This is a genomic window from Stutzerimonas stutzeri (genome assembly GCF_002890895.1).
GTDB lineage: Bacteria > Pseudomonadota > Gammaproteobacteria > Pseudomonadales > Pseudomonadaceae > Stutzerimonas > Stutzerimonas stutzeri_AB.
Genome location: NZ_POUL01000003.1, coordinates 118,895 through 141,517, shown reverse-complemented (window position 1 = coordinate 141,517; position 22,623 = coordinate 118,895). Strand labels below are relative to the sequence as shown.

The following is a 22,623-nucleotide window of genomic DNA, read 5'->3' as shown; positions in this document are numbered from 1 at the left end:
TTCCCGGAGCGGGGCGACAAGCCAGGGCTCTACGGGACGCGTGCAGCGAGAAAATCCATTGCGGCTGCTGGTTGCTCAGCCAGGTCATGCTTGAAGCTCGACGGTTACACACGAACTCAGCCGCGCGCGGCCTTGATCAGCTCGATATAGGGCTCGGCCTGGCGCTGATCCGCGATCAAGGCAACGAAGTCCTGCCCATTGGCATCCTTCGCATTCAGGTCGTATCCCGCTTCGACAAAGAATCCGAGAAAACGCTCGAAATCATCGACGCGCAAACCGCGATAAGCCTTGATCAGCTTGTGCAACGAAGGCGGCGTGTCGTCAGCCGGTTCCGGCTCGAGAAACAATTTGATCGACTCGTCGCTGACTTCCTCGCCGATCACCTTCTTCTTGTCTTTACGCATGGTTTCTCCGGTTCGACGGGGCCTTTCGGGGGCGGCAGTTTACTCTGCGAGAACGACGCACTCAACGCGCCAAAGGCCGATAAGACCAAGGTCGTACACGAAAATCCGCGATTTGACCCCGATGTTGCACTCCTACAGGCCCAGCGCTATTGCCAGTGCTTATACTGCCGCTTTGCGCACATGGAGTGTCTGGGATGAAGCTTCCGCCGTTGTTCGCTGCCTGGCGTCAAACCCTGCGTTCGGGCTATGGAGTCCCGGCACTGCGCGGCGACGTCACCGCCGGTTTAACGGTCGGGATCATCGCCATCCCCTTGGCCATGGCACTGGCAATTGCGGTAGGTGTAGCGCCACAGCACGGCCTGTATACGGTGCTGGTTGCTGCACCATTGATCGCGTTGACGGGCGGGTCGCGGTTCAACGTATCCGGTCCAACCGCAGCCTTTGTGGTCATCCTGTTGCCCATCACCCAGCAGTTCGGCCTCGGCGGGCTGCTGCTCTGCACCATGCTCGCCGGGCTGATCCTGATCCTGCTCGGCCTGTTGCGCGCCGGCAGACTGATCGCGTTTGTGCCCTACCCGGTCACGCTGGGTTTCACTGCGGGCATCGGCATCGTCATCGCGACCCTCCAGCTCAAGGACATGCTCGGACTGAGCTTGAGCGAACAGCCTCAACATTACGTCGAACAACTCGGCCTGCTGGTAAGTGCGCTGCCCAGTGCCCAATGGGGAGACGCCCTTGTCGGCCTGATCAGCCTTGGCGTGCTCATCGTCTGGCCGCGCCTGGTGCCCAAGGTGCCGGGCCATCTTATCGCCCTCGTTGTTGGCGCACTGGCGGCCATGGCGCTGGAGTCGATCGGACTGACCGTCGCCACGCTTGGAGAACGTTTCAGCTATGTGGTCGATGATGTGCAGTATCCCGGCATTCCACCATTTCTTCCGGATTTTGCATGGCCATGGCTGTTGCCTGGCCCTGACGGCCAACCGCTGGTGCTGAGCTTCGAGCTGTTTCACCAACTGTTGGCGCCAGCCTTCGCCATCGCCATGCTCGGTGCCATCGAGTCCTTGCTCTGCGCGGTGGTGGCCGATGGCATGGGCGGTGGCAACCACGATCCGAACGCCGAGCTTCTGGGTCAAGGCCTTGGCAACCTGGTCGCCCCGTTGTTTGGCGGCATCACGGCGACCGCCGCTATTGCCCGCACCGCCACCAACGTGCGCGCCGGCGCCTTCTCACCACTGGCGGCGATCATTCATGCCGGTGTGGTCCTGGTGGCGATTCTCTGGCTGGCACCGCTGTTCAGTTACCTGCCGATGGCTGCCCTGGCAGCGCTGCTATTAATGGTGGCCTGGAACATGAGCGAAGCACCCCACGTCGTCAAAACTCTGCGCATAGCACCGCGCAGCGATGTGCTGGTGCTGCTGACCTGCCTGAGCCTGACGGTCCTGTTCGACATGGTGCTGGCGGTGGGCGTGGGTTTGCTGCTCGCGGCCGGGCTGTTCATCAAACGCATGAGCGAGCTGACCGATACCACACCTCTTAACCTTGGGCAGAGCCCGATGCTCAAGGACCTGCCCGAGCACGTCGCCGCTTACGCGATTCGTGGCCCGCTGTTCTTCGGCGCCGCCGAAAAGGCCTTGAGCGTGCTGCGAAAATTCAATCCAGAGGTGAAGGTTGTCATCGTCGACATCAGCGACGTGCCGATGATGGACATGACCGCCCTGGCTGCGCTGGAAAACGTCCTACTGGACTACCGCAAGCAGGGCATTGCATTGATTCTGTCCGGGAGTAATGCGCGATTGCGGCTCAAGCTGCGCCGCGCCGGCATTCACGCGCTCGAAGGACAGCTGTATCACGTGAGAGATCTGGGACAGGCCCGGGCCAAGGCCTTGCGCCTGTTACCCGAGCCAGCCGTCTGAGGGAAAAACGCCGCTTGAGCTGAAGCGTGAAACGCTTATGCAGCTCGAGCGGCCACCGGTGGTTTAACCGGCGTGCTTTTGCAGGTTGGCCATCATTTCCTTCAGCGCTTCCATGTTGTCGGCCGGATGCGCCGCGTTCTCGAAGTCGCAGATCTGCTGCCAGCTGGCGGCAACGTCCTCGGCATCAAAGCCCTTCTTCGGATCGAAACCGGCACCCAGGCTGCGCTCCCAGCGCACCTTGCCCATCCAGCCGCCACCGACCTCGAACAGACCGGAGGTTTCCTGGCATTGCTCGCTGGCGAGAAAGACCACCAGCGGGCTGACCAGCTCAGGCTTGAGCTGCTCGAAGACCTGCGGCGGGATCAGCCCCTCGGTCATGCGCGTGCCACCAGTCGGCGCAATGGCGTTGACCAGGATGTTGTTCTTGCGCCCTTCCAGGGCCAGCGTGCGGGTCAGGCCGTACAAGCCCAGCTTGGCCATGCCGTAGTTGGACTGGCCGAAGTTGCCGTAGATACCGGAGGTCGATGCCGTGAAGATCACCCGGCCATAGCCCTGTTCGCGCATGTGCGGCCAGGCGGCGCGGGTCACCTTGTAAGCGCCCTCGACGTGTACGCGGTAGACCAGATCCCAGTCGGCGTCTTCCATCTTGTGAAAGGTCTTGTCGCGCAGGATGCCGGCGTTGTTCACCACCACATCGATGCGGCCGAAGCTGTCCAGCGCGTGCTGGACGATCTTCTCACCGTCGGTCACAGAGTCATGATTGGCCACCGCAGTACCGCCGGCCTGACGGATTTCCTCGACGACGCGATCAGCAGCCGAGGCGTTGGCCCCTTCGCCCTGGGCACTGCCGCCCAGGTCATTGACCACGACCTTGGCACCATGACGGGCGAACAGCAGTGCGTGGGCACGGCCAAGGCCGCCACCAGCACCGGTCACAATGACCACCTTGTCTTCGAAGCGAATGGCGTCACTCATGGAAATTCCTCCAGCGGATTATTGTTGGATGCATTGCAAAGTCTGTGGCGAGTGTCGGCGACGCCACAGCCGGCCACAATCAAACGGCCGTGAATGAATGCCCGAACATAAGGCTGCAGGATGATTGATAGCGTCAGGGCTGCGGCAGGAACGCGCGGATTGCCTCAGCGACTCGCGACGGGGCCTCCTCCTGCGGTACATGGCCGAGGTCCTCGAACATGACCAACTCACTGCCAGCGATATCGCTCTGGAAGCGGCGCGCATTGAGCGGCGGAATCAAGCCGTCGCGCCCACCCCAGATGATCAGCGTCGGGGTCTGGATGGATGCGATTCGCTCCGTGTTATCAACGGCCGGCACCTGCTTGAAGCGTTCGCGCAGCGCCTCACGATTGCCTTCACGCAAGGTCAGCTCGTAGTAGCGGTCAACCAGCTCCGGCGTAACCTGGTCGGGATCGCCATAGACGCTGCGCGTGCTGGACTCGACCAGCCGACGCGGGAGGATGTTGGCCATCAGCGGCGCCAGCCCCGGAATGCCTGCCAGCTTGAAACCGATGGGCACCGACGTCGATTGACGGGGGTAGCCTGCCGCATCGATCAGCACCAGTCGCTCGACACGCTTCGGCTGGTCCAGCGCCATTTCCCAGGCAAGCTGGCCACCGAAACTGTTGCCGATGAGCACCGCACGTTCGACGTTCAGCCTGTCCAGCAAGGTCGAGAGAAACTCGACGTAGTGACTCATGCGGTAATTGCCGTCGGGAAAGGGGCCGGTCAAACCGAACCCCGGCAGGTCCAGGCTGATCACCCGCCGCTGCGGCTTCAGCTCCTCGACCACGCCTTCCCAGGTATGCAGGCTCGCGGAGGTGCCGTGCAGCAGCACCAGCGGAACGGGGTCGTCACGCCGCCCCTCGTCACGAACGTGCACCTGCATGCCGGATATCTCGATGAACCTGGACGGCTCCGGTGCCCAGCGTTCGGTCAGGCTTTCGACCGACCGTGGCGGCGCCCAGCTGAGTGCCACCAGCACCGCCACGGCCAGGACAAGCAATACAACTACAGCTGCCACGAGTTGCAGAACGATTTTCACCGGTTGTCCTTGTTTGCAGAATGCGTCCGTGATCTTAGGCGGAGTCACTTCACTCGGCAAAGCAGCCCTCTGATCAGCACAGCGGTGTTTCTGCCAATCGCAACGGCCTTCACGCAAGCGGTGCCCGAGCATAGTCGGTGATCAGCCGCGGCAGGTTCTCCAGCGACTCGGTGCACTGCGCGGCACCCAGCTGCAAGGCTTCTTTCGGCATACCGAACACGACACAGCTGGCTTCGTCCTGGGCGACCGTACGCGCGCCAGCCTCGCGCATGGCCAGCAGCCCACGGGCGCCGTCGTCGCCCATCCCGGTCATGATCACGCCCAAGGCGTTATGCCCGGCATGGCGGGCGACGGAGCGAAACAGCACGTCCACCGAAGGCTTGTGCCGGTTGACCGGTGGCCCGTCGAGCACCTCGACGAAATATTGCGCGCCACTGCGCTTGAGCTGCATGTGTTTGCCGCCCGGCGCCACCAGCGCCAGCCCGGAGCGAACCCGATCCAGATGGCGGGCCTCGCGCACCTCGATTTGGCAAAGGCTGTCGAGACGTTGGGCGAATGCGGCGGTGAATTTTTCCGGCATGTGCTGAACGATGACGATGCCCGGTGAATCGACGCGCAGCTGCTTGAGCACCAACTCCAGCGCCTGAGTGCCGCCGGTGGACGTGCCCAGCGCCACGACCCGGTCGGTGGTGGTCAGGGCACCGCCGCCGGCCGGCTCCGCCGGACGCGACTGGGCCGTAATCGTCGGGGCGCGGACCGTTGCCATCCGCGGCCTGGTCGCGGCGGCCTGCTGGATCTGTTTGATCAGGTCACTGGAGAGCTGCAAAAGACTGTCTTTGAGACCGAGCCGCGCTTTGGTGAAGACGCCCACGGCGCCCGCCGCGAAGGCTTCAAGCGTGATGGCCGCGCCGGCCTCGGTCAGGGTCGAACAGATGATCGTCGGCGTCGGCCGCTCAGCCATCAGTTTGCGTAGAAAGGTAATGCCATCCATGCGCGGCATCTCGACGTCGAGCACCAGCACATCGGGCCAGTTGCGCTGCATCTTTTCCAGCGCGAACAGCGGATCGGCGGCCTGCCCGATCACCTCGATGTTCGGGTGGTTTTCCAGGCACGCGGACAACACCTGTCGCACCAGCGCCGAGTCATCGACGATAAAGACCTTGATCATGCGGTGCCCTCCAGCAATTGAGGGGGAGTGAAGGACTGGCAGATCAGGCGCCCGTCCCGGCCGTCGGCCGTCAACCGCCGATAACCCAGGCCACCAAGATCTTGCTCGTCGGCGCTCCAACCGAGCAACGCGAACTGCTCTCGCGCAAAGGCGATGTTCATGCGCCCGATCTGGACGGTGCCATGCCTGCCCGGCTGCAGGCAGGAGCCGCCGCCGTAGAGACCTTTGCGATACTCACCCGGCACAGTGCGGTGACGAGCCATGTCCTGCTGCAGACGGACAAACACTGCCTCACCGCTACGCGTGTCGTCCTGCTCGAAGGCGCCACCGGGCACCACGAAATGGCTCACGGCAAGCAGCCGACGCCGGGGATGCCAAAGCACGACGGCCACGCACGAGCCGAGCAGCGTCACCACCGGCTCGGGATGCTGGCCGAACAGGTATTCACCCGGCATGAGAAAACGGGGCGCGGTCATAGACGCTGAAACACCGAAGCCGCGACGCTGCGCAACGGCAGACCGAAGCCATGCAGGCTTTCGGCATGACCGATGAACAGCAAGCCACCCGCACGCAGGCGCTGGATCAGGCGGGCAACGATGGCGCGCTTGTCCTCGGCATTGAAATAGATGAGTACGTTGCGCAGAAAGATTACGTCGTAGCTGCCAATGTCGTCGGGTAATGGCCGCATCAGATTGAGTTCACGAAAGCGCACCCGCTCGCGCAAACCCTGGGCGAGGCGAAAAGCCCCTTCGTGGTCACCGATACCGCGCAGGCAATGGCGCTTCAGCCAGCCGGGCGGAAAATTGCTCGACTCATCCAGTGGATAGATCGCGGCCTCGGCCTTTTCCAACACCGTGCGACTGAGGTCGCTGCCGAGGATCGACCAGTCAGCCGGCCCATGCTCGGCCAGCACCATGGCCAGGGTGTAGGGCTCCTCGCCTGACGAACAGGCGGCGCTCCAGATTCGCAGCGGCTCGCGCCGGCCGTCCAGCCAGCGGGCAAGAAACTGGAAATGCTGCGGTTCGCGGAAAAAGTAGGTTTCGTTGGTGGTCAGCAGGTCGATCACCAGCCGCTGCTCGGCCTGCTTCGTCGGGTCCTTGAGCAGCAACAGGTAGTCGCGGTAGCTGCTCAGGTTCAGCGCGCGCAATCGGCGCATCAGGCGACCGGCCACCAACGGCCGCTTGCTGTCGCTCAAGTGGATACCAGACGCCTCGACCATCAGCTGCTGCAGGAAGCGAAACTCCTGCTCGCCCAGCACCGGCAGGCTTGACGTCGGCATGCTCAACTCGCCTGCGCCATCGCCTGGCTGATCTGCAGGATGTCATCCAGCGACAACACCTTGCGCACGTCCAGAATGATGGTGAAGCCGCGCTCGTCACGCGCCATGCCGGCGATGAATTCGGTACGGATTCCAGCGCCGAATGCCGGTGCGGGCTCGACATCGGCAGCCTGGATGTCTAGTACCGCGTCGACTGCATCGACCACCAGGCCGATGCGTTGCAGCGATTCGTTCAGCTCCAGTTCGATGATGACGATGCAGGTCCGCTTGCTCGGCAACGTGCGTTCCATACCGAAGCGCGCCGCCAGGTCCAGCACCGGTACTACATTGCCGCGCAGGTTGATCACCCCGTGGATGCACGCCGGCATCATCGGCACGCTGGTGATCTGCCCGTACTCGATGATCTCGCGCACCAGATCAATGGGCAGCGCGTAGCGTGCCTGGCGCACCCGGAACGACAGGTGCTGGATGTCAGCCGGTGCGGTGCTGGCAGCACCGCTAACCTGTGGAAGGTTCATCTGCGCCCCCTTATGTGAAGCTGACGAACTGGCCGTCATCAGCCATGGCGGTCGGTTTGCGGATGCTGCGCACCGAACGGTTGCTGCTGGGCTTGACGCTGGGCGCCTGTGGCTGGCGACCAAGGCCCTGAGCGGCCCCATCGCGCGCATCGAGACGGAAGAAGCCGATCAGCTCAAGCAGTTGCGAGGCCTGGGCGTTCATCTCCTCGGAAGTGGCAGCCAGCTCTTCGGACGCCGAGGCGTTCTGCTGGGTGATCTGGTTCATTTGACCCATGGCGATGTTGATCTGACCGGCGCCGGTGCTCTGCTCCTGAGAAGCCGCGGTGATCTCCTGCACCAGGTCCGAGGTCTTCTGAATGTTCGGCACGATATCGTCGAGCAGGCGCCCGGCCTGCTCGGCCAGCTGCACGCTGCTGCCCGCCACGCCACCGATCTCCTGCGCGGCGACCTGACTGCGCTCGGCGAGCTTGCGCACCTCGGCAGCCACTACCGCAAAACCCTTGCCATGGTCACCGGCACGCGCCGCCTCGATGGCCGCGTTGAGCGCCAGCAGGTTGGTCTGGTAGGCGATGTCATCGATGATGCCGATCTTGTCAGCGATCTGCTTCATGGCAACGACCATGTCACGTACGGCGCGGCCACCGGCCACGGCGTCGTTCGCGGCCTTGCCGGCAATGCTGTCGGTGATCTTGGCACTTTCGGTATTCTGCGCGATCGACGCGGACATCTGCTCGACCGAGGCGGTGGTCTGCTCGACGCCGGCCGCCTGCTCGCTGGCCGCCTGGCTCAGCGATTGCGAAGTAGCGCTGACTTCCTCCGAGGCCGAAGACAACGAGTCGGCGGCGCTGCGCACATCGCCCATGACGCTGCGCAGACGCTCGGTCATGTTCTGCATGGCGTTGAGCAGCTGGCCGGTTTCATCCCTGCTATCGGACTCGACCTGGATGCCGAGATCGCCAGCGGCGAGCGAGTCAGCCACTGACACCGCGCGGTTGAGCGGTCGGGTGATGCTGCGGGTCACCAGGATACCGATGCCGAAGCCGAGCACGGCGGCGATGATCACCAGCGCGATCATTTGGGTGCGCGAGTCAAGGTAGATGCCGGTAATTTGCTCGTTGGCCTCTTTGGCACGCGAAACCTTGCGCTCGACCAGCGCGGTCAGCAGGTCGTCGGCCTTGTTTCCGGTGTCACGCAGTTGCGGCAGCATCACCGTCAGTTCGTCGGCCGGGCGCACCTCGCTGGACGTCTCGCGCAACTTGAGCACCTGCTCGACGATCTGCACATAAGCGGCCATCGGCTCGCTGAGCGCCTCGAACTGGGCGATGCCCTCGGCAGTCACGAAGCTCGGGCGGGTGAGCTCGATGAACTCGTACATCTTGTCGATCGCGCCGCGGGTCTGGCGAATGGCGAAATCACGCTCCTCCAGACTGGTCGCCAGCATGCTCGAGCGCAGGCCACGGCCGACATAGACCAGCTGCACGTTGGCCGACTGAATGTTGTTCAACGCGATCAACTCGCGGTCATACATCTGGTCCGACAGCTCGTTGACCTGCTCGAGTTTATGGATACCCAGCGTGCCGACCGTGACGGTCATCGCCACCACGATCAGAAAGCCCGCGATCAGACGCGTCCCTATTTTGAAGTTACCGAATACATTCATGGGTGTTTCTCCTTACTGGCCTGCGAGGTCCTGGCGGGGTTGGCTGATGCGCTGGGCAGCAGGATTCGCGTCGACGTGGTTTTGCAGGTAACGGAACAGACTGGGTATATCCAGGATCAGGGCGACCTGCCCAGTTCCCAGGATGGTGGAGCCACCAATGCCTTGCAGGTGCTGGAACAGCTGCCCGAGCGGCTTGATGACGGTTTGCAGTTCACCGTGAAGGTGATCGACGATCAGCCCGGCCTGTTGCCGGCCCTGGCTGACGACAATGACGTTGCGACGTTTGCCGTGGCTTTCCGGCAGGTTGAAGTGGGCCGCCAGTGACAGGCAGGGCAACGGCTTGCCACGCAGATTGAGGTAGCCGTACGCGCCTGAACTCAGCTGCTCGGCGTCCATCTCCAGGCACTCGGTGACCATGTCCAGGGGGATGACGAAATAGTCATCACCGAGGCTGACGAGAAAGCCGTCGATGATCGCCAGGGTCAGCGGCAAGCGGATGCGGAAGGTGCAGCCCTGCCCCTCTTTTGAATCGATCTCGATGGTGCCGCGCAAGGCATCGATGGCGCTGCGCACCACGTCCAGCCCCACGCCCCGGCCGGACAGGTCGGAGACGCTCTCGGCAGTGGAGAAACCGGCGGCGAAGATCAGCGCCTGGATATCGGCCTCGGGAAGGTTCGCCTGGGCATCGATCAGGCCACGGGCAATAGCTTTTTCGCGGATACGTGCAGTGTTGAGCCCGCGCCCGTCGTCGGCCACTTCGATCACGATCATCCCCGACTCGTGATAGGCGTCCAGGCGCAGATGACCCTCGACCGTTTTGCCGGCGGCGACTCGGCCCTCGGCCGATTCGATACCGTGGTCGATGGCGTTGCGCACCAGGTGCGTCAGGGGGTCGGCCAGCTTGTCGATGACCGCCTTGTCGAGTTCGGTGTCGGCGCCACGAATCTCCAGGCGGATGTCCTTGCCCAGTTGCTGGCTGACGTCACGCACCACACGCTGGAAGCGGTTGAAGGTGTCGCCGATCTCGATCATGCGCAGCTTTAGCGCGGCCTCGCGGATCAGCTCGACGTGCTGGTTGACCGTCTGGGTGCTCTCGATGCACCCCGCGTCGCCATGCGAACGGGCGCGCAGCTGTGCGCCGGCGGCGCTGATGACCAGCTCACCGACCAGGTTGATCAGCTCGTCCAGCTTGTTGGCTGCTACACGGATCAGGCTGCTTTCCTGGCTGCGCTTGTCGCGCGCCACCTGCTGCTTGGCCAGGGCGGCGTTGACCACCTGGGGCGCGACGATGCCTTCATTGACCAACACCGTCCCCAGCGGCGGCTTGACCTCGACCGTTTCCGCGGCCTGCAGGGCCAGGCCTTCTTCCAGTTCGCGCTCGGTCAACAGACCACTGGCGACCAGAATCCGGCCGATCTGCGCGTCCGTTTCCGGCAAATCGTGGATCAGCTGCAGGTAGTCTTGCAGCTCACTGGACGGCGGCAGGATGCGCAGGGTGCAGAAGTCCTCGATGAACTCGAAGACTTCTTCGATCTCGGCCTTGCCGGCCGGGGTGCACAGCGCAATTTCCAGCCCCAGGTAGCAGCTCTCGGGCTGCAACTCGGCCAGCGACGGCAGCGATTGCGTAATCGTCTGCAGATGCAGGATGTCGCCCAGTCGGCCCAGGAAGCGGACAAACGAGCTGGGCTCGAAGCCGTTGCGCAGCAGATCGGCGTGAAACCGCAAGGAAATGTGCCAGGCGCCATCGGCTTCGCAGCTGGCGCAGCGCTCCAGCTGACCGCGGCTGTTGCAACTGTCCTCGGGCAGCATGACGACCGGAATGTGGTGCATCGGCGGCGGCGCGTCGGTGCAACTGGCGAGCTCGGCCAGCAGCGGTTGCTGGCGACTGTCGTCGACCAGTAGCTCGCCCTTGTCGGTGTCGATCAGCTCGATCATCGCGCTGATCTCATCCAGGCAACGCAGCATCAGCGAGATCAGTGCCGGCGACAGGCTCTGCGCCCCGTCACGCACCGCCATCAACAGGTTTTCCAGATGATGGGTAAAGCCCACCAGCGGCCCCAGCGAAAACAGGCCCGCCGAACCCTTGAGCGTGTGCATTGCGCGGAACAGCCCGTTGATCGCCTCTTCGTCGGTCGGGCACTCGTCGAGCAGCAGCAGGTACTCTTCTGCCTGCTTGGCCAGGTCACGGGCCTCTTCGACAAAGCTCAGCAGCAGCTGGCTCCATTGTTCGCCATCAAGCATCACGGTTTCCTTTCAGCGATGGGCCAGTAGGACGTCGGGGTACAGGGTTTCCAGGCGCAACAGCTCGAGCACCTCGGTCACCGCGGCGGCCGGACCCTGCACCTTCAAACTGCCGCCGGCCGCCTCGAAATGACGCTGGGTCGCGAGCAGCAGCTGCGCCCCGGCGGTGTCGAGGTCTTCCAGCGCTTCGAGGTCGAGCAGACAGGGGTGCGCCTCCGGCGTGGCCAGCATGCTCAGCAAAGTCGTGTGCGCCTCGCCGACCTCGTAGATGGTCAGGCTGCCGGTCAGGCAGAGCCGGGTCGGCTCCACGCTGCGGTCGTAGGTGATTTCAAGCATGTCAGCCGACCAGCTTTTCGACGGCCGTCAGCAGTTGCTGCGGCTGGAACGGCTTGACGATCCAGGCTTTCGCCCCGGCCGCCTGGCCCTCGGCCTTCTTGCCCTGCTCGCTTTCGGTGGTGAGCATGACGATGGGGGTAAAGCGGTACGCCGCGTTGGCCTTGACCGCCTTCACCAGGCCGATGCCATCGAGGTTCGGCATGTTCACGTCGCTGATGATCAGGTTGATCTTCTGCCCGTTGAGCTTGGTCAGCGCGTCCTTGCCATCAACGGCTTCGATAACCTGATGGCCCGCGCCGGTGAGGGTCATCTTCACCAGCTGGCGCATGGAGAGCGAGTCGTCGACGATGAGAATGGTCTTGGCCATGTGATGCTCCTTGTTGAATCAGAAAAAGGTCACGTCGTCGCCGGAGCTCTTGCTACGGGTTTTGCCGTGGCGCTCCTCGTCGGTGGTGAAGTGCTGGTGCAGCTCGCGCAGCCAGCGCTTCGGGTCGCTCACGCTGCCATCGCCGACGCGCACGGCCTGATCCAGGCGTTGCATGTCGTGCTGCAGGTGGTCGAGCATCTGGTCGGTGCGGTCCTGGAACTGCAGGCTGACGACGATCTCCTCGATGGTCGCCTGGGTGACGCGGGTCTCCTGCTGCAGCTGCAGCGAGGTGACCGAGAGTTCGTTGAGGCTCTGTCCCAACCCCTGCATGACGTCGCCCGCCACGCTGTCGAGGTAGCTGAGGTTGTCGCGCTCGCTGGTGGTCAGTTCGCCGGCCGCGGTCACAGTGGCGCGAATCGCCTGGTTGATCTCGCTGACCTTGTTGCCCATCTGCTGGCCGGTCTCGGCCGACAGCGTCGACAGCTTGCGCACCTCGTCGGCGACCACCGAGAAACCACGGCCGTAGTCGCCGGCACGGGCCGCTTCAATCGCGGCATTGAGCGCGAGCAGGTTGGTCTGGCTGGCAATGTCCTGCACGTGCTTGGCCATGGACTGCAGTTCTGCGGCGTACCCGTTGAGGTCGGCGATAGTGCCCAGCAATTCAGCCTTGCGGCCGCTGGCGGCATGGAACGCCGAGGTCACTTCGTTCAAGCGGTTCTGTGCCTGACGCAGGCTGCTGGCCATACCATCGCCGCCGATCACGTTGTCCGACTTACTCAGGGTCTGGCTGAGCCGATCCGACAATCCGGCGAAGTGTTCGAACAGCTGGCGCACACTGTTTTGCTGGATGTCACGCACCTGCCCGAGGTTCTTGTCCCAGGTCGGTAACACGGCATTGAGCAGCGGCTCCACCGCTGGGGCGGCAGCCGGCGCTGCGACCACTGGCTCGGAGTTGATCGCCGCGCGAGACGCTCGCGGCTTGAGAAAGACTGCCGCAGCCACGCAGACAGCGCTGCCCGTGCCAGCGATCCAGGGCGAGCCCAGGGCCAGGCCAGCGAGCCCGGTGGCGATTCCAATCCAGAGTGCAGGGTAGGCAAACACAGTGCGGCCTCGCAGGGCAGAGTCGAATGACCGGCACGATAGGCAGCCGCCATCAACGGCGGTATCAGGCAAAACCCTAGGCGGCCCTAGGGTGTCCTAAGGTGTCGGAGCCCTAAAGTTTCCGCCGCCGCTGCCGGGGCATGCATACGCCGCCTTACCTCATCATCCGGCTGCACGTTGCGAGGAACTGCGCGCGGACTAGGCTGAATAGAGCGCTCGCGCAGAAAAACAGCTACCCCTGGGGGCGCCGCACACAGCGGCACCCATCGACCACAGGTAACAGTTCTCAAATGACGGAGCGTGTATCGGACATCGCTGACCGGCTAGGCCCTTCCCCGCAGTTGTTGCGCTGGATGCCCTGGGCCATCGCTACGCTGCATGCGGCTTTTGTGCTGCTGGGCGGCTTGTTGATGGGTGCTCAGCCCTCGGTGGCCATCGTCTGGAGCCTGCTGGCGCTGCTGTTGTCTTCGGCGCTGTGGTCGCTGGCCATCCAAGTCATGCTCCGTTCGATGCGGGCGCAACAGTCAGCTGTCGCCGGAGCTGCAAGCACCCGCGACGCGGACGTTGCTCCTTCGCCGCCAGCCGAGCCGACCGCCACCTATTCGCCGCGGATTTACGAGCGGATGGTCGCCAGCCTGCCCGATGGCGTGGTGATCATTCGCAGCGGACAGGTCCGCTTCTGCAATGCGGCGGCCGGCAGCCTGTTCGATCCGAAAGGCGAGGCTCCCTCGGTCACTGGCGAATGGCAGCCCTACATTGCCCCGCATCTGCGGGCACGCGAAACCGAGCGACTGGACCGCCTGCAGTGCGGCGTGATCAGCCCGCTGTGCTTTCGACACGTCATCCTGCTGCGCGTCGACGGCACCCCGTTTCAGGCCGAAGTATGCGAGCTGCTACTGGAAAACGACGGGTACCATGATGTGCTCCTGCTGCTGCGTGACATCAGCGAATCGGAGCGAATGCAGCGCGAGCTGGAACAGGCCAACCAGCGGCTGCAACATCTGTCGCAGCGGCTGATGGAGGTGCAGGAAAGCCAGCGCCGCCAGCTCGCCCGCGACCTGCATGACGACATCGGCCAGCAGCTGACCGCCCTCAAGCTGCACCTGCAGCGGCTGCGCTTGTCATTGGCCCATGAACCGGCGCTGGCCAAGCTGGCCGGCCAGCTCAGTGATGCCGCCGACGAGGCGCTGGGCAAGGTTCGCAGCCTGTCGCTGGCACTGCATCCCCTGCAGCTCGAGACGCTCGGGTTGCAGGCTGCCGTGCAGTGGCATCTGTCGCGCTTCCTCGAAGCTGCGCACACCCGTTGGTCGCTTAAGCTCGAGGGCAAAACGGTCGACCTTTCTCCCGATGTCGCCCTGGTGGCGTTCCGCATCGTTCAGGAAGCGGTGAACAACGTTGCCCGCCATGCCTGCGCCGGCCGTGTGGACGTGCTCATCTGCCGCACAGACGATGCCCTGCGCGTCGAAATCATTGATGACGGCGTCGGCTTCGACGTTCGAGCGGCTCGCACACGCGCTCAAAGTCTGGGCCTGACCAGCATGGAGGAACGCGCCGCGGCGTTGAGTGGAGAATTGAACATAGCCAGCCTCAGCGGGGTCGGCACACGGGTAACCATGCAGCTGCCGATCGTAGCTGCATGTCCGCACACTGGAGTAAAGGCATGAAACGGGTAGCACTGATCGACGATCATGGACTGGTCAGAGCGGGCCTGCGGGCGCTGGTGCAGGACCAGCCGGGATACGAGGTGGTGGCCGAAGGGGCCGACGGCAGCGAAGTGCACGGCATTCTTTCCCGCCTCAAGCCGGACATCCTGCTGCTGGACATCAGCATGAAGCACATGAGTGGCCTGGACGCCCTGCGTCAGTGGCGCACAGAGTTCCCGGACGTACAGATTCTGATCCTGTCGATGCACACCACGCCGGACTACGTCTTGCAGGCGCTGCGCCTGGGCGCCAGCGGTTACCTGCTCAAGGACGCCGCCGCGCAGGAACTTGAGCTGGCACTGAGGGCGCTGTCGCGCAACGAGTCCTACCTCAGCCCCGGCATCGCGCAAACGGTCATCCAGTCGGCGGTGATCGAAGGCGGCCAGCGCGCCGAGCCTGCTGCCGCGCAGCTGACGCCACGCCAGATCGAAATCCTGCGGCTGATCGTGCGCGGCGTGTCGACCCGTGAGATTGCGAGCGGCCTGGGCCTGAGCGTGAAGACTGTCGATGCGCACCGGGCGCAGATCATGGATCGGCTCAAGCTGCGCGACGTGCCTTCGCTGGTGCTGTATGCGCTGCGCAAGGGCCTGGTGAGCGAAGAGGACTGAGCCGGTGGCAACGCCAGCAGCCCAGTCGGAAGGTCTAAAAAGGCGCGACGGGCCGATTGGTTAATTTTCAGCCAACCCGCCGCATGCCACGCGGGGCGCGGCCTGGCGTTTCGTTTCCCCACGTTATCCACAGAGCGCCCCACAAGAATACTGAACAACTCACAGCGGCATTTCGACGTGTCAGAGGAAGCGAACAGTCAAGCGAAAATGCTCATCGAACAATCACTTATAGGCGGATCGCAAATACTGATCAGTAAGTGATCAGTTACCGCAACGCCAATGCATCCGCGGCGTTCAGACATTCACCAATAGGTTATCCACAGAAAGCTGCACAGCCGTCGGGGATAAGTATTCTCCAAGCTATCGAAGCGATCAGGAAAACCTACGAGGCGGCTCCCCGCGACACGCTTAGGCTTGTCTTCACACCCCAAGGAGCCGCCGCCATGTCCAGCCTGGAAATGATTCAGACCCTGTTTGCCAACTATGCGCTGGGAATCAGCGGTGCCTGCATTGGCGAGCCCTGCTGAGACTTGGCCAGGCGGGACCATGGCGTTACGCTGCCTGCCGTTCAACCTGACGGAGTCGATGATGTCCCTGCGTTCGATATGCGTGTTCTGCGGCGCCAGTACTGGCCATGATCCAATCTACCGAGAGGCGGCCGAGAATTTGGGCCAGACGTTGGCCGAACGCGGCATCCGGCTGGTCTACGGCGGCGGTGCGGTCGGCCTGATGGGAGTGGTAGCCGATGCCGCGATGGCGGCTGGCGGTGAGGTCATCGGGATCATTCCCCAGAGCCTCAAGGACGCCGAGGTCGGCCACACCGGACTGACACGGCTGGAGGTGGTCGACGGCATGCATGCGCGCAAGGCGCGGATGGCCGAGCTCTCGGATGCCTTCATTGCGCTTCCGGGCGGCCTCGGCACGCTCGAAGAGCTGTTCGAGGTCTGGACCTGGGGACAGTTGGGCTACCACGGCAAACCGCTTGGCCTGCTCGACACGAATCAGTTCTACAGCAAGCTCAGCCACTTTCTCGACCATCTGGTGGACGAGGGCTTCGTCAAGGCTCCACACCGCGGCATGCTCCAGCGCAGCGACTCGCCCGAGGCGTTGCTGAAGCTCCTCCACGACTGGCAGCCGAGCGCCGAGACGCGCTGGGGCAAGCGCGCACCGGCGTAAGTGCTCGCCGCCCGGCCTGTACAGAAAACAACCAGATCTGTGCAGGCAGCGTGCTCCGTGGCTTGCAATGGGTTCGCCGATGGTTATCCACAGCACCCTCCACAGTAACCGGGGATAACTAGAAGAAGCCCACCAGGCGAGGCGGCAAACATACCCGAAAAGCCTTGCATAACCTTTGCTGCCGTGCAGTCTTACAGCCCACAAGCGGTTCGATCAAAAAACGACCAAACCGCTGCAAGCCTCGTGATTCATGGCGTACAGCCTTCAACCCAAAGCTTATCCACAGAACGCCTAACAGATATCCGGGATAACCTCATCAGCGGAAAGCTGCACCCTCGCCAACAACGAACTTCCCTGGGGACAACGCCTCCAATCGCATAGGCCTACTCAAGGAACCTCTCATGTTGTCCCGGTCAGCTGCTGTCATCCCGCGCCCTCATTCAACTCGCCTGTTGATGTCGGTGCCGCTCCAATGATGAGCTTCCTCGCCATGGTGTTGGCGGCTTTCGTCTGCTTTGCGCTGGTTTTTTTCATCAAGCAACGACAGTACAACCACCCAGCCCTGCGCCTCCCCTACGCGCTGAAGCAGCCGCTGTTCCAACCCAGCGAACGTGAGCTGCTAGAGCTGTTGCAGGCGGCGATGGGCGAGCGTTTCGTCATCCTTGCCAAGGTGCGCCTGGCGGACGTCGTCGACGTGACCGCCATCCCGCGCCGTTCGCACTGGTACCGGGCAGTCAACCGCATTTCGGCAGCCCGCTTCGATTTTCTGCTATGCGACAGGACGACATTGGAGCCGCAATGCGCCATCGAAATGGAACCGGCAAACGCGGCCAATACCTTTGTCGATGAACTGTGTCAGACCATCGGCCTGCCGCTGGTTCGCCTGTCGGCGGAAACGGCGCGCGCCTATGACCGGCTGCGTGCCGCCGTCGAGCAGGCCATTGAAACTCGGCCATAGGCAGCTAGGCACGCCACGACCGCCGCAGGGAGCTGTGATTATTCGGCTCGCCGGTGATCGAATCGCGGCGGGTTTCGCGCGACAATCGCAGGGCAGCGGCCCTACATAATGCCGCGCCCTTTCCCGGAGACACCCCGCTCGTGAGCACCCCATGCCGTTGAAAGCCCGCCTGCAGGCGCTGTTCGGGCTTGCTTCTCGTCTGATAAGCCGTTACCCCGGAACCTTTGCACTGTTCGGTTTCTGCTCGGGCCTGGCCAGTTTCGTGCTGGTTGAACGTCAGGCCGGGTTAGCCAAGTTCATCGCCGCGCTGATGTTGGTCAGCTGGCTCTGGCTGATGCTGGAAAAAAGTCTGCGCACCGGCCTGGAACGTCGCCTCGGCTGGAAGGTGCCGCCGCCGCTGCTGCGTTACGTGACGCAGATGGTCCACCAGGAAAGCCTGTTCTTCATCATTCCCTTCTTCTTTATCACCACCACCTGGAACAGCGGCCAGGCCGCATTCACCGTGCTGCTGGGCGTGGCAGCACTGGTCTCGCTGGTTGACCCGCTCTATTACAAGTGGCTGGCGCCGCGACGCTGGGTCTACCTGGCTTTTCACGCGCTGACACTGTTCGCCGTTCTGCTGACTGCGCTGCCGATCATCTTTCACCTGTCGACACCGCAGACCTACCTCTGGGCATTGGGCATCGCCGTGGTGCTGGCCCTGCCGAGTCTCGGCGGGTTGTTCACCTCATGGAACTGGAAAAGCGTGCTGGGGATACTGTCTCTCGCCGCCGTGGTCGGCCTGGCCGGCTGGCTGGGACGCACCTGGGTGCCGCCGGCGACGCTCTGGCTGACGGATGTTGCAGTGACCATGACCCTCGACGATGAGTCGCGCAAGCCTGGCAATCGCCTGCGTGAACTGACCAGCCAACAGCTGCATGGCAATGGCCTCTATGCGTTCACCGCGATCAACGCGCCGCGCGGCCTGAAAGAGCGCATCTATCATGAGTGGACACACAACGGACGACGAGTCGATCGTATTCCCCTGGAGATCAGTGGCGGCCGGGATGCCGGCTACCGCGCATGGACTCACAAGCGCAACTTCCCCGCGCAGGCCCAAGGTAAATGGCGCATACGGGTGATGACCGAGGCCGGCCAGATGATCGGCATGCTGCGCTTCGAGGTCGTCGAGTGAACCGCTGAAGCCAGGCGGCACTCGAACGGCAAAGGGCGTCCGCTACTGGCAAGGGAGGAATGCATGGAATGGTGGGACATCTTGAGCCGCACCGTCGCCTCGGAATTCTCCGACATCCCTGACTTCGAACATGCGATTCGCGTCACCGTACGGCTGGTTCTGGCCGCGTTTCTGGGGGGTGTGCTCGGCTACGAACGGGAATACAAGGGCAAGGCTGCCGGCCTGCGAACCCACATGCTGGTGTCGCTCGGCGCTGCCCTCTTCGTGCTGGTGCCCCTCGAAGCAGGAATGCCCATCGAGGACCTCTCACGCGTCATGCAGGGCATTGTCACCGGCATTGGCTTTCTTGGCGCCGGCACTATTCTCAAGGGAAGCTCGGTTCAGGACGTCAAAGGCCTCACCACCGCCGCCGGCATCTGGCTGACCGCCGCCATCGGGGTTGCCACGGGGCTGGGTCACGAATCAACCGCGGTGATGACCACGGCCTTCGCACTGGTGATCTTTTTGCTGATGCCTCGCCTGGAGCAGCATGCGGCGCATAGGTCAGCCGGTGCCGAAAAGAAGGGGCGTGATCAGGATGACGCCCCATGACAACCGCCTGCAGCTTTCCTTCAGGAGTAGATCATGCATAACCGTTACGCTTACCTGACCACCGGAGCGCTGATGCTTGGTCTGGCCGGCTGCGGCGATACCGCCACACTGCCAGTCGAAGCCGGCTACGGACCGGACCCAGCGCTGCCCGCACCAAACAAGACGCTGATCCCGACTGTCAACATCGCCGAAGCCACCGGATGGCCTGAGGGCCGCACTCCACAAGCGGCCGCCGGACTGCAGGTTCGAGCATTCGCCGACAACCTCGACCACCCGCGCTGGCTCTACGTGCTGCCCAATGGCGACGTGCTCGTGGCCGAAAGCAATGCGCCCGCAAAACCGGACGACGGCCAGGGCATTCGTGGCTGGATCATGAAAAAGGTCATGGCGCGGGCGGGCTCCGGCGGCGAGAGCGCCGACCGTATTACGCTGCTGCGTGACCGCGATGGTGACGGCACGCTCGAAGATCGCTCGGTATTTCTCGAGGGATTGCACTCACCGTTCGGCATGGCGCTCATAGGCGATCAGCTGTATGTCGCCAACACGGATGCTCTGGTGCGCTTCCCCTATAAACAAGGCGCTACCCGCATCGACGCGGCGGGTGAGAAAGTCGTCGACCTGCCCGCAGGGCCGATCAATCATCACTGGACCAAGAACGTCATCGCCAGCCCGGACGGATCACGGCTGTACGTCACCAGCGGCTCCAACAGCAACGTTGCCGAGAACGGCATGGAAGCGGAAGAAAACCGCGCCGCCATTCTCGAAGTTGACCCGCAGAACAAAACGCTGCGGCTGTTCGCCTCCGGCCTGCGCAACCCCAATGGCCTGGCGTGGCAACCCGACAGCGGCAAACTGTGGACCACAGTGAATGAGCGCGACGAAATCGGCAGCGACCTGGTGCCGGATTACATGACCTCTGTACAGGACGGTGGCTTCTACGGCTGGCCCTACAGCTATTACGGTCAGCACGTCGACGAGCGAGTCAAGCCGCAACGCCCAGATCTGGTGGCCAAAGCCATCGTGCCCGACTATGCGCTTGGCGCACACACAGCCTCTCTCGGCCTGACCTTCTATGAAGGGTCGCTGCTGCCGGAGCACTACCGACACGGTGCTTTCATCGGCCAGCATGGTTCATGGAACCGCAAGCCGCGCAGTGGCTATAAAGTGGTTTTCGTACCTTTCAACAATGGCGAGCCGGACGGCACTGCCCAAGACGTGCTGACCGGCTTTCTCAACGAGGATGAGCAGGCCATGGGTCGCCCGGTAGGCGTGGCAGTGGACAAGGCCGGCGCGCTGTTGGTGGCTGATGACGTCGGTAACGTGATCTGGCGGGTAACACCGAGCCGCCGGTAAAGGGTGCGAATCGCGACCGGGCCCTGCCGGTCGCGCCAGGCCTGGTCAGAGAATGACCGGCAACGGACGTACCAGCCGGATCTCTTCAGGCGACAGCTCGACACCATAGGCCAGCACTTCGACGCCCGCCTCCACAGCATCCCGCAGCGCGGCGGCGTAGCGCGGGTCGATCTCGCCAGCAGGGCGCACGGCCTCGATACCAGTGAGGTTGACGCAATACAGTTGTACTGCCCGTAGGCCCTGACGCGCCAGCACCGCCAGTTCGCGCAAATGACGAGCGCCGCGGTCCGTCACCGCATCGGGAAAGGCCGCAACAGCCGTATCAGCGAACCCCAGGGTCACGCTTTTGACTTCAACGAACGCCGGCCCGGTGGGATAGTCGAGCCGAAAGTCCACGCGGCTGTTTTCGAGCCCGCAGGCCACCTCCCGCTTGAGCGCGGTGAAGCCGTTCAATTCCCCAATCAAGCCTGCCAGCAGGGCTTCTTCGACCAGTCGATTAGCGCGTGCCGTGTTGACGCAGGCTAGGCGCCCCTGCGGCGTTTCCACCAGCTCCCAGGTTCCCGGCAGCTTGCGCTTGGGATCGTTGTTGCGCTGGAACCAGACGCGCGCGCCCTCGCCCATGCAATTGAGCATTGAGCCGGTGTTCGGGCAATGAATGCACAGCTCGTCACCCGCATCGGTGACCACGTCGGCAAGGAAGCGTTTGTAGCGCCGAATCAGGCGTCCCCGCTCGAGCGGCGTCGAGAACTGCATCAGCCTTTCCAGCTCTGCAAACCGCGGGCAATGCGTTCCACCGCCTGCTCCAGCCGGGGCAGATCCTGGGTGTAGGCGAAACGTACATGGTGACCGGCCTGGTGCCGTCCGAAATCCAGCCCGGGCGTGATGGCGACAAATTCGGTTTCCAGCATGTGCTGGCAGAAGGTATAGGCATCACCGCCGAAGGCGCTGATATCGGCGTATAGATAAAAAGCGCCTTCCGGCTCCACCGCGATACCGAAGCCCAGTTCGCGCAACGCCGGTAGCAGGAAATCGCGTCGCTTGGCGAATTCGCGGCGACGTGCCTCGAGGATCTCGAGCGTGGCCGGCTCGAAACAGGCCAGAGCAGCATGCTGCGCCATGGTCGGCGCACTGATGTAGAGGTTCTGCGCAAGCTTTTCCAGTTCGCTCACCGCCTGAGGTGGCGCGATCAGCCAGCCGAGGCGCCAGCCGGTCATGCCGAAGTACTTGGAAAAGCTGTTGAGCACAAAGGCCGAATCGTCGACTTCCAGCACACTGGCCGCATCGGTGCCATAGGTGAGGCCGTGGTAGATCTCGTCCACTACAAGATGTCCGCCACGCGACTTCAGCGCAGCGGACAACGCCGCCAGCTCGTCACGGGTCAGCAGGGTGCCGGTGGGGTTGGCCGGCGAGGCCACCAGGGCGCCAACGCTGTCCTTGTCCCAGTATCGCTCGACCAGATGGGGCGTCAGCTGATAACGCACGTCCGCACCCACCGGCACCAGCTGCGCAGCACCTTCGATCAGGCGCAGGAAGTGCCGGTTGCACGGGTAGCCGGGATCCGCCAACAGCCAATGCTTGCCTGGATCGACCAACAGACTGCTGGCCAGAAGAAGCGCACCGGATCCGCCGGGAGTAATCAGCACGCGTTCGGGGTCAATAGACAGTTGATAGCGCTGCTTGTAGAAACCGGCAATCGCCTCGCGCAACTGCGGCAGCCCTCGGGCAGCGGTGTAGCGGGTATGACCAGCAGCGAGGGCAGCCTGACCGGCCGCAACAATGGGCGCGGCGGTGGTGAAGTCCGGCTCTCCGATTTCCAGGTGAATGACATCATGTCCAGACGCCTGTAATTGATTGGCCCGGGCCAGCAATGCCATGACGTGAAAGGGTTCGATTGCACGGCTACGCGCGCTATATGACGAGGTCATCTGACCTTCCTGACGAGTACAAAACGTGAATTCTACCGAAGGTCCCCCTGACACCGCAGCCACCGTGATATTCGGGAGTAGCGCACCCC

General features: G+C 63.2%; 23 protein-coding genes. 9 read left to right on the top strand and 14 right to left on the bottom strand.

The annotated features are described in order from the left end of the window. Positions 1-116 precede the first annotated feature (116 nt). Positions 117-404 carry a PA4642 family protein gene (locus CXK96_RS06310; protein ID WP_102835628.1) on the bottom strand — a complete coding sequence of 96 codons (288 nt, stop codon included), beginning with the start codon at positions 402-404 and terminating at the stop codon, positions 117-119. Positions 405-598: 194 nt separating this feature from the next. On the opposite strand from CXK96_RS06310, the gene dauA reads away from it, so the two are divergent. Then, positions 599-2,317 carry a C4-dicarboxylic acid transporter DauA gene (dauA, locus tag CXK96_RS06305; RefSeq protein ID WP_102835627.1) on the top strand — a complete coding sequence of 573 codons (1,719 nt, stop codon included), beginning with the start codon at positions 599-601 and terminating at the stop codon, positions 2,315-2,317. 63 nt (positions 2,318-2,380) lie between these two features. On the opposite strand, the gene CXK96_RS06300 is transcribed toward dauA, so the two are convergent. From CXK96_RS06300 to CXK96_RS06250, 11 genes are all read right to left on the bottom strand, one after another. Continuing rightward, a complete protein-coding gene (locus tag CXK96_RS06300; protein WP_102835626.1) occupies positions 2,381-3,292 on the bottom strand; it encodes an SDR family oxidoreductase in 912 nt (303 codons plus the stop codon). Positions 3,293-3,425: 133 nt separating this feature from the next. After that, the gene (locus CXK96_RS06295) at positions 3,426-4,376 is read right to left on the bottom strand and encodes an alpha/beta fold hydrolase (RefSeq protein WP_102835981.1); all 951 of its coding nucleotides are present in this window, start codon (positions 4,374-4,376) and stop codon (positions 3,426-3,428) included. Positions 4,377-4,485: 109 nt separating this feature from the next. Next, positions 4,486-5,544 carry a protein-glutamate methylesterase/protein-glutamine glutaminase gene (locus CXK96_RS06290; protein WP_102835625.1) on the bottom strand — a complete coding sequence of 353 codons (1,059 nt, stop codon included), beginning with the start codon at positions 5,542-5,544 and terminating at the stop codon, positions 4,486-4,488. Further along, positions 5,541-6,020, bottom strand: a complete 480-nt coding sequence (locus tag CXK96_RS06285; RefSeq protein ID WP_102835624.1) for a chemotaxis protein CheD — start codon at positions 6,018-6,020, stop codon at positions 5,541-5,543. Before CXK96_RS06285 ends, CXK96_RS06290 begins: the two co-directional genes overlap by 4 nt. Continuing rightward, a complete protein-coding gene (locus tag CXK96_RS06280; RefSeq protein WP_064481654.1) occupies positions 6,017-6,823 on the bottom strand; it encodes a CheR family methyltransferase in 807 nt (268 codons plus the stop codon). The genes CXK96_RS06285 and CXK96_RS06280 overlap by 4 nt, the downstream gene beginning before the upstream one ends. A 2-nt stretch (positions 6,824-6,825) precedes the next feature. Continuing rightward, positions 6,826-7,341 carry a chemotaxis protein CheW gene (locus tag CXK96_RS06275; protein WP_231107967.1) on the bottom strand — a complete coding sequence of 172 codons (516 nt, stop codon included), beginning with the start codon at positions 7,339-7,341 and terminating at the stop codon, positions 6,826-6,828. 10 nt (positions 7,342-7,351) lie between these two features. Then, a complete protein-coding gene (locus CXK96_RS06270; RefSeq protein WP_102835623.1) occupies positions 7,352-9,001 on the bottom strand; it encodes a methyl-accepting chemotaxis protein in 1,650 nt (549 codons plus the stop codon). Positions 9,002-9,013: 12 nt separating this feature from the next. Beyond that, a complete protein-coding gene (locus tag CXK96_RS06265; RefSeq protein ID WP_102835622.1) occupies positions 9,014-11,242 on the bottom strand; it encodes a chemotaxis protein CheA in 2,229 nt (742 codons plus the stop codon). A 12-nt stretch (positions 11,243-11,254) separates the two neighbouring features. After that, entirely contained in the window at positions 11,255-11,578 is a 324-nt protein-coding gene (locus CXK96_RS06260) for an STAS domain-containing protein (RefSeq protein WP_064481650.1), read from the bottom strand. A 1-nt stretch (position 11,579) separates the two neighbouring features. After that, positions 11,580-11,945: a response regulator gene (locus CXK96_RS06255; RefSeq protein WP_064481649.1), complete on the bottom strand. Its 366-nt coding sequence runs from the start codon at positions 11,943-11,945 to the stop codon at positions 11,580-11,582. 18 nt (positions 11,946-11,963) lie between these two features. Continuing rightward, positions 11,964-13,046 carry a methyl-accepting chemotaxis protein gene (locus CXK96_RS06250; RefSeq protein ID WP_064481648.1) on the bottom strand — a complete coding sequence of 361 codons (1,083 nt, stop codon included), beginning with the start codon at positions 13,044-13,046 and terminating at the stop codon, positions 11,964-11,966. A 290-nt stretch (positions 13,047-13,336) separates the two neighbouring features. Here CXK96_RS06250 and CXK96_RS06245 point away from each other — a divergent pair, with 290 nt between their 5' ends. The 8 genes from CXK96_RS06245 (at position 13,337) to CXK96_RS06215 (ending at position 20,609) form a co-directional block, all read left to right on the top strand. Beyond that, a complete protein-coding gene (locus CXK96_RS06245; protein WP_064481647.1) occupies positions 13,337-14,710 on the top strand; it encodes a histidine kinase in 1,374 nt (457 codons plus the stop codon). Beyond that, a complete protein-coding gene (locus CXK96_RS06240; protein ID WP_102835621.1) occupies positions 14,707-15,357 on the top strand; it encodes a response regulator in 651 nt (216 codons plus the stop codon). Before CXK96_RS06245 ends, CXK96_RS06240 begins: the two co-directional genes overlap by 4 nt. A 257-nt stretch (positions 15,358-15,614) precedes the next feature. Beyond that, on the top strand, positions 15,615-15,884 hold the full coding sequence (locus CXK96_RS20620) for a hypothetical protein (protein ID WP_146030694.1): 270 nt from the start codon (positions 15,615-15,617) through the stop codon (positions 15,882-15,884). A 61-nt stretch (positions 15,885-15,945) separates the two neighbouring features. Next, positions 15,946-16,533 carry a TIGR00730 family Rossman fold protein gene (locus tag CXK96_RS06235; RefSeq protein WP_102835980.1) on the top strand — a complete coding sequence of 196 codons (588 nt, stop codon included), beginning with the start codon at positions 15,946-15,948 and terminating at the stop codon, positions 16,531-16,533. 475 nt (positions 16,534-17,008) lie between these two features. Next, positions 17,009-17,491: a DUF2726 domain-containing protein gene (locus CXK96_RS06230; RefSeq protein ID WP_102835979.1), complete on the top strand. Its 483-nt coding sequence runs from the start codon at positions 17,009-17,011 to the stop codon at positions 17,489-17,491. Between the two features lie 151 nt (positions 17,492-17,642). Beyond that, complete coding sequence (locus CXK96_RS06225) at positions 17,643-18,665, top strand: DUF5924 family protein (protein WP_102835620.1); 1,023 nt, start codon at positions 17,643-17,645, stop codon at positions 18,663-18,665. A 63-nt stretch (positions 18,666-18,728) separates the two neighbouring features. After that, positions 18,729-19,256: an MgtC/SapB family protein gene (locus CXK96_RS06220; protein WP_102835619.1), complete on the top strand. Its 528-nt coding sequence runs from the start codon at positions 18,729-18,731 to the stop codon at positions 19,254-19,256. A 33-nt stretch (positions 19,257-19,289) separates the two neighbouring features. Beyond that, complete coding sequence (locus CXK96_RS06215; protein WP_102835618.1) at positions 19,290-20,609, top strand: PQQ-dependent sugar dehydrogenase; 1,320 nt, start codon at positions 19,290-19,292, stop codon at positions 20,607-20,609. Between the two features lie 45 nt (positions 20,610-20,654). Here the strand turns inward: CXK96_RS06215 and sfsA are convergent, their stop codons facing one another. Together sfsA and CXK96_RS06205 are read right to left on the bottom strand one after the other, a co-directional pair. After that, positions 20,655-21,362 (bottom strand): DNA/RNA nuclease SfsA, encoded by a 708-nt coding sequence (gene sfsA / locus CXK96_RS06210; protein ID WP_102835617.1) that lies wholly within the window; start codon positions 21,360-21,362, stop codon positions 20,655-20,657. Then, positions 21,362-22,534, bottom strand: coding sequence for a pyridoxal phosphate-dependent aminotransferase (locus CXK96_RS06205; RefSeq protein WP_102835616.1), 1,173 nt, complete (start codon positions 22,532-22,534; stop codon positions 21,362-21,364). The genes sfsA and CXK96_RS06205 overlap by 1 nt, the downstream gene beginning before the upstream one ends. Positions 22,535-22,623 lie beyond the last annotated feature (89 nt).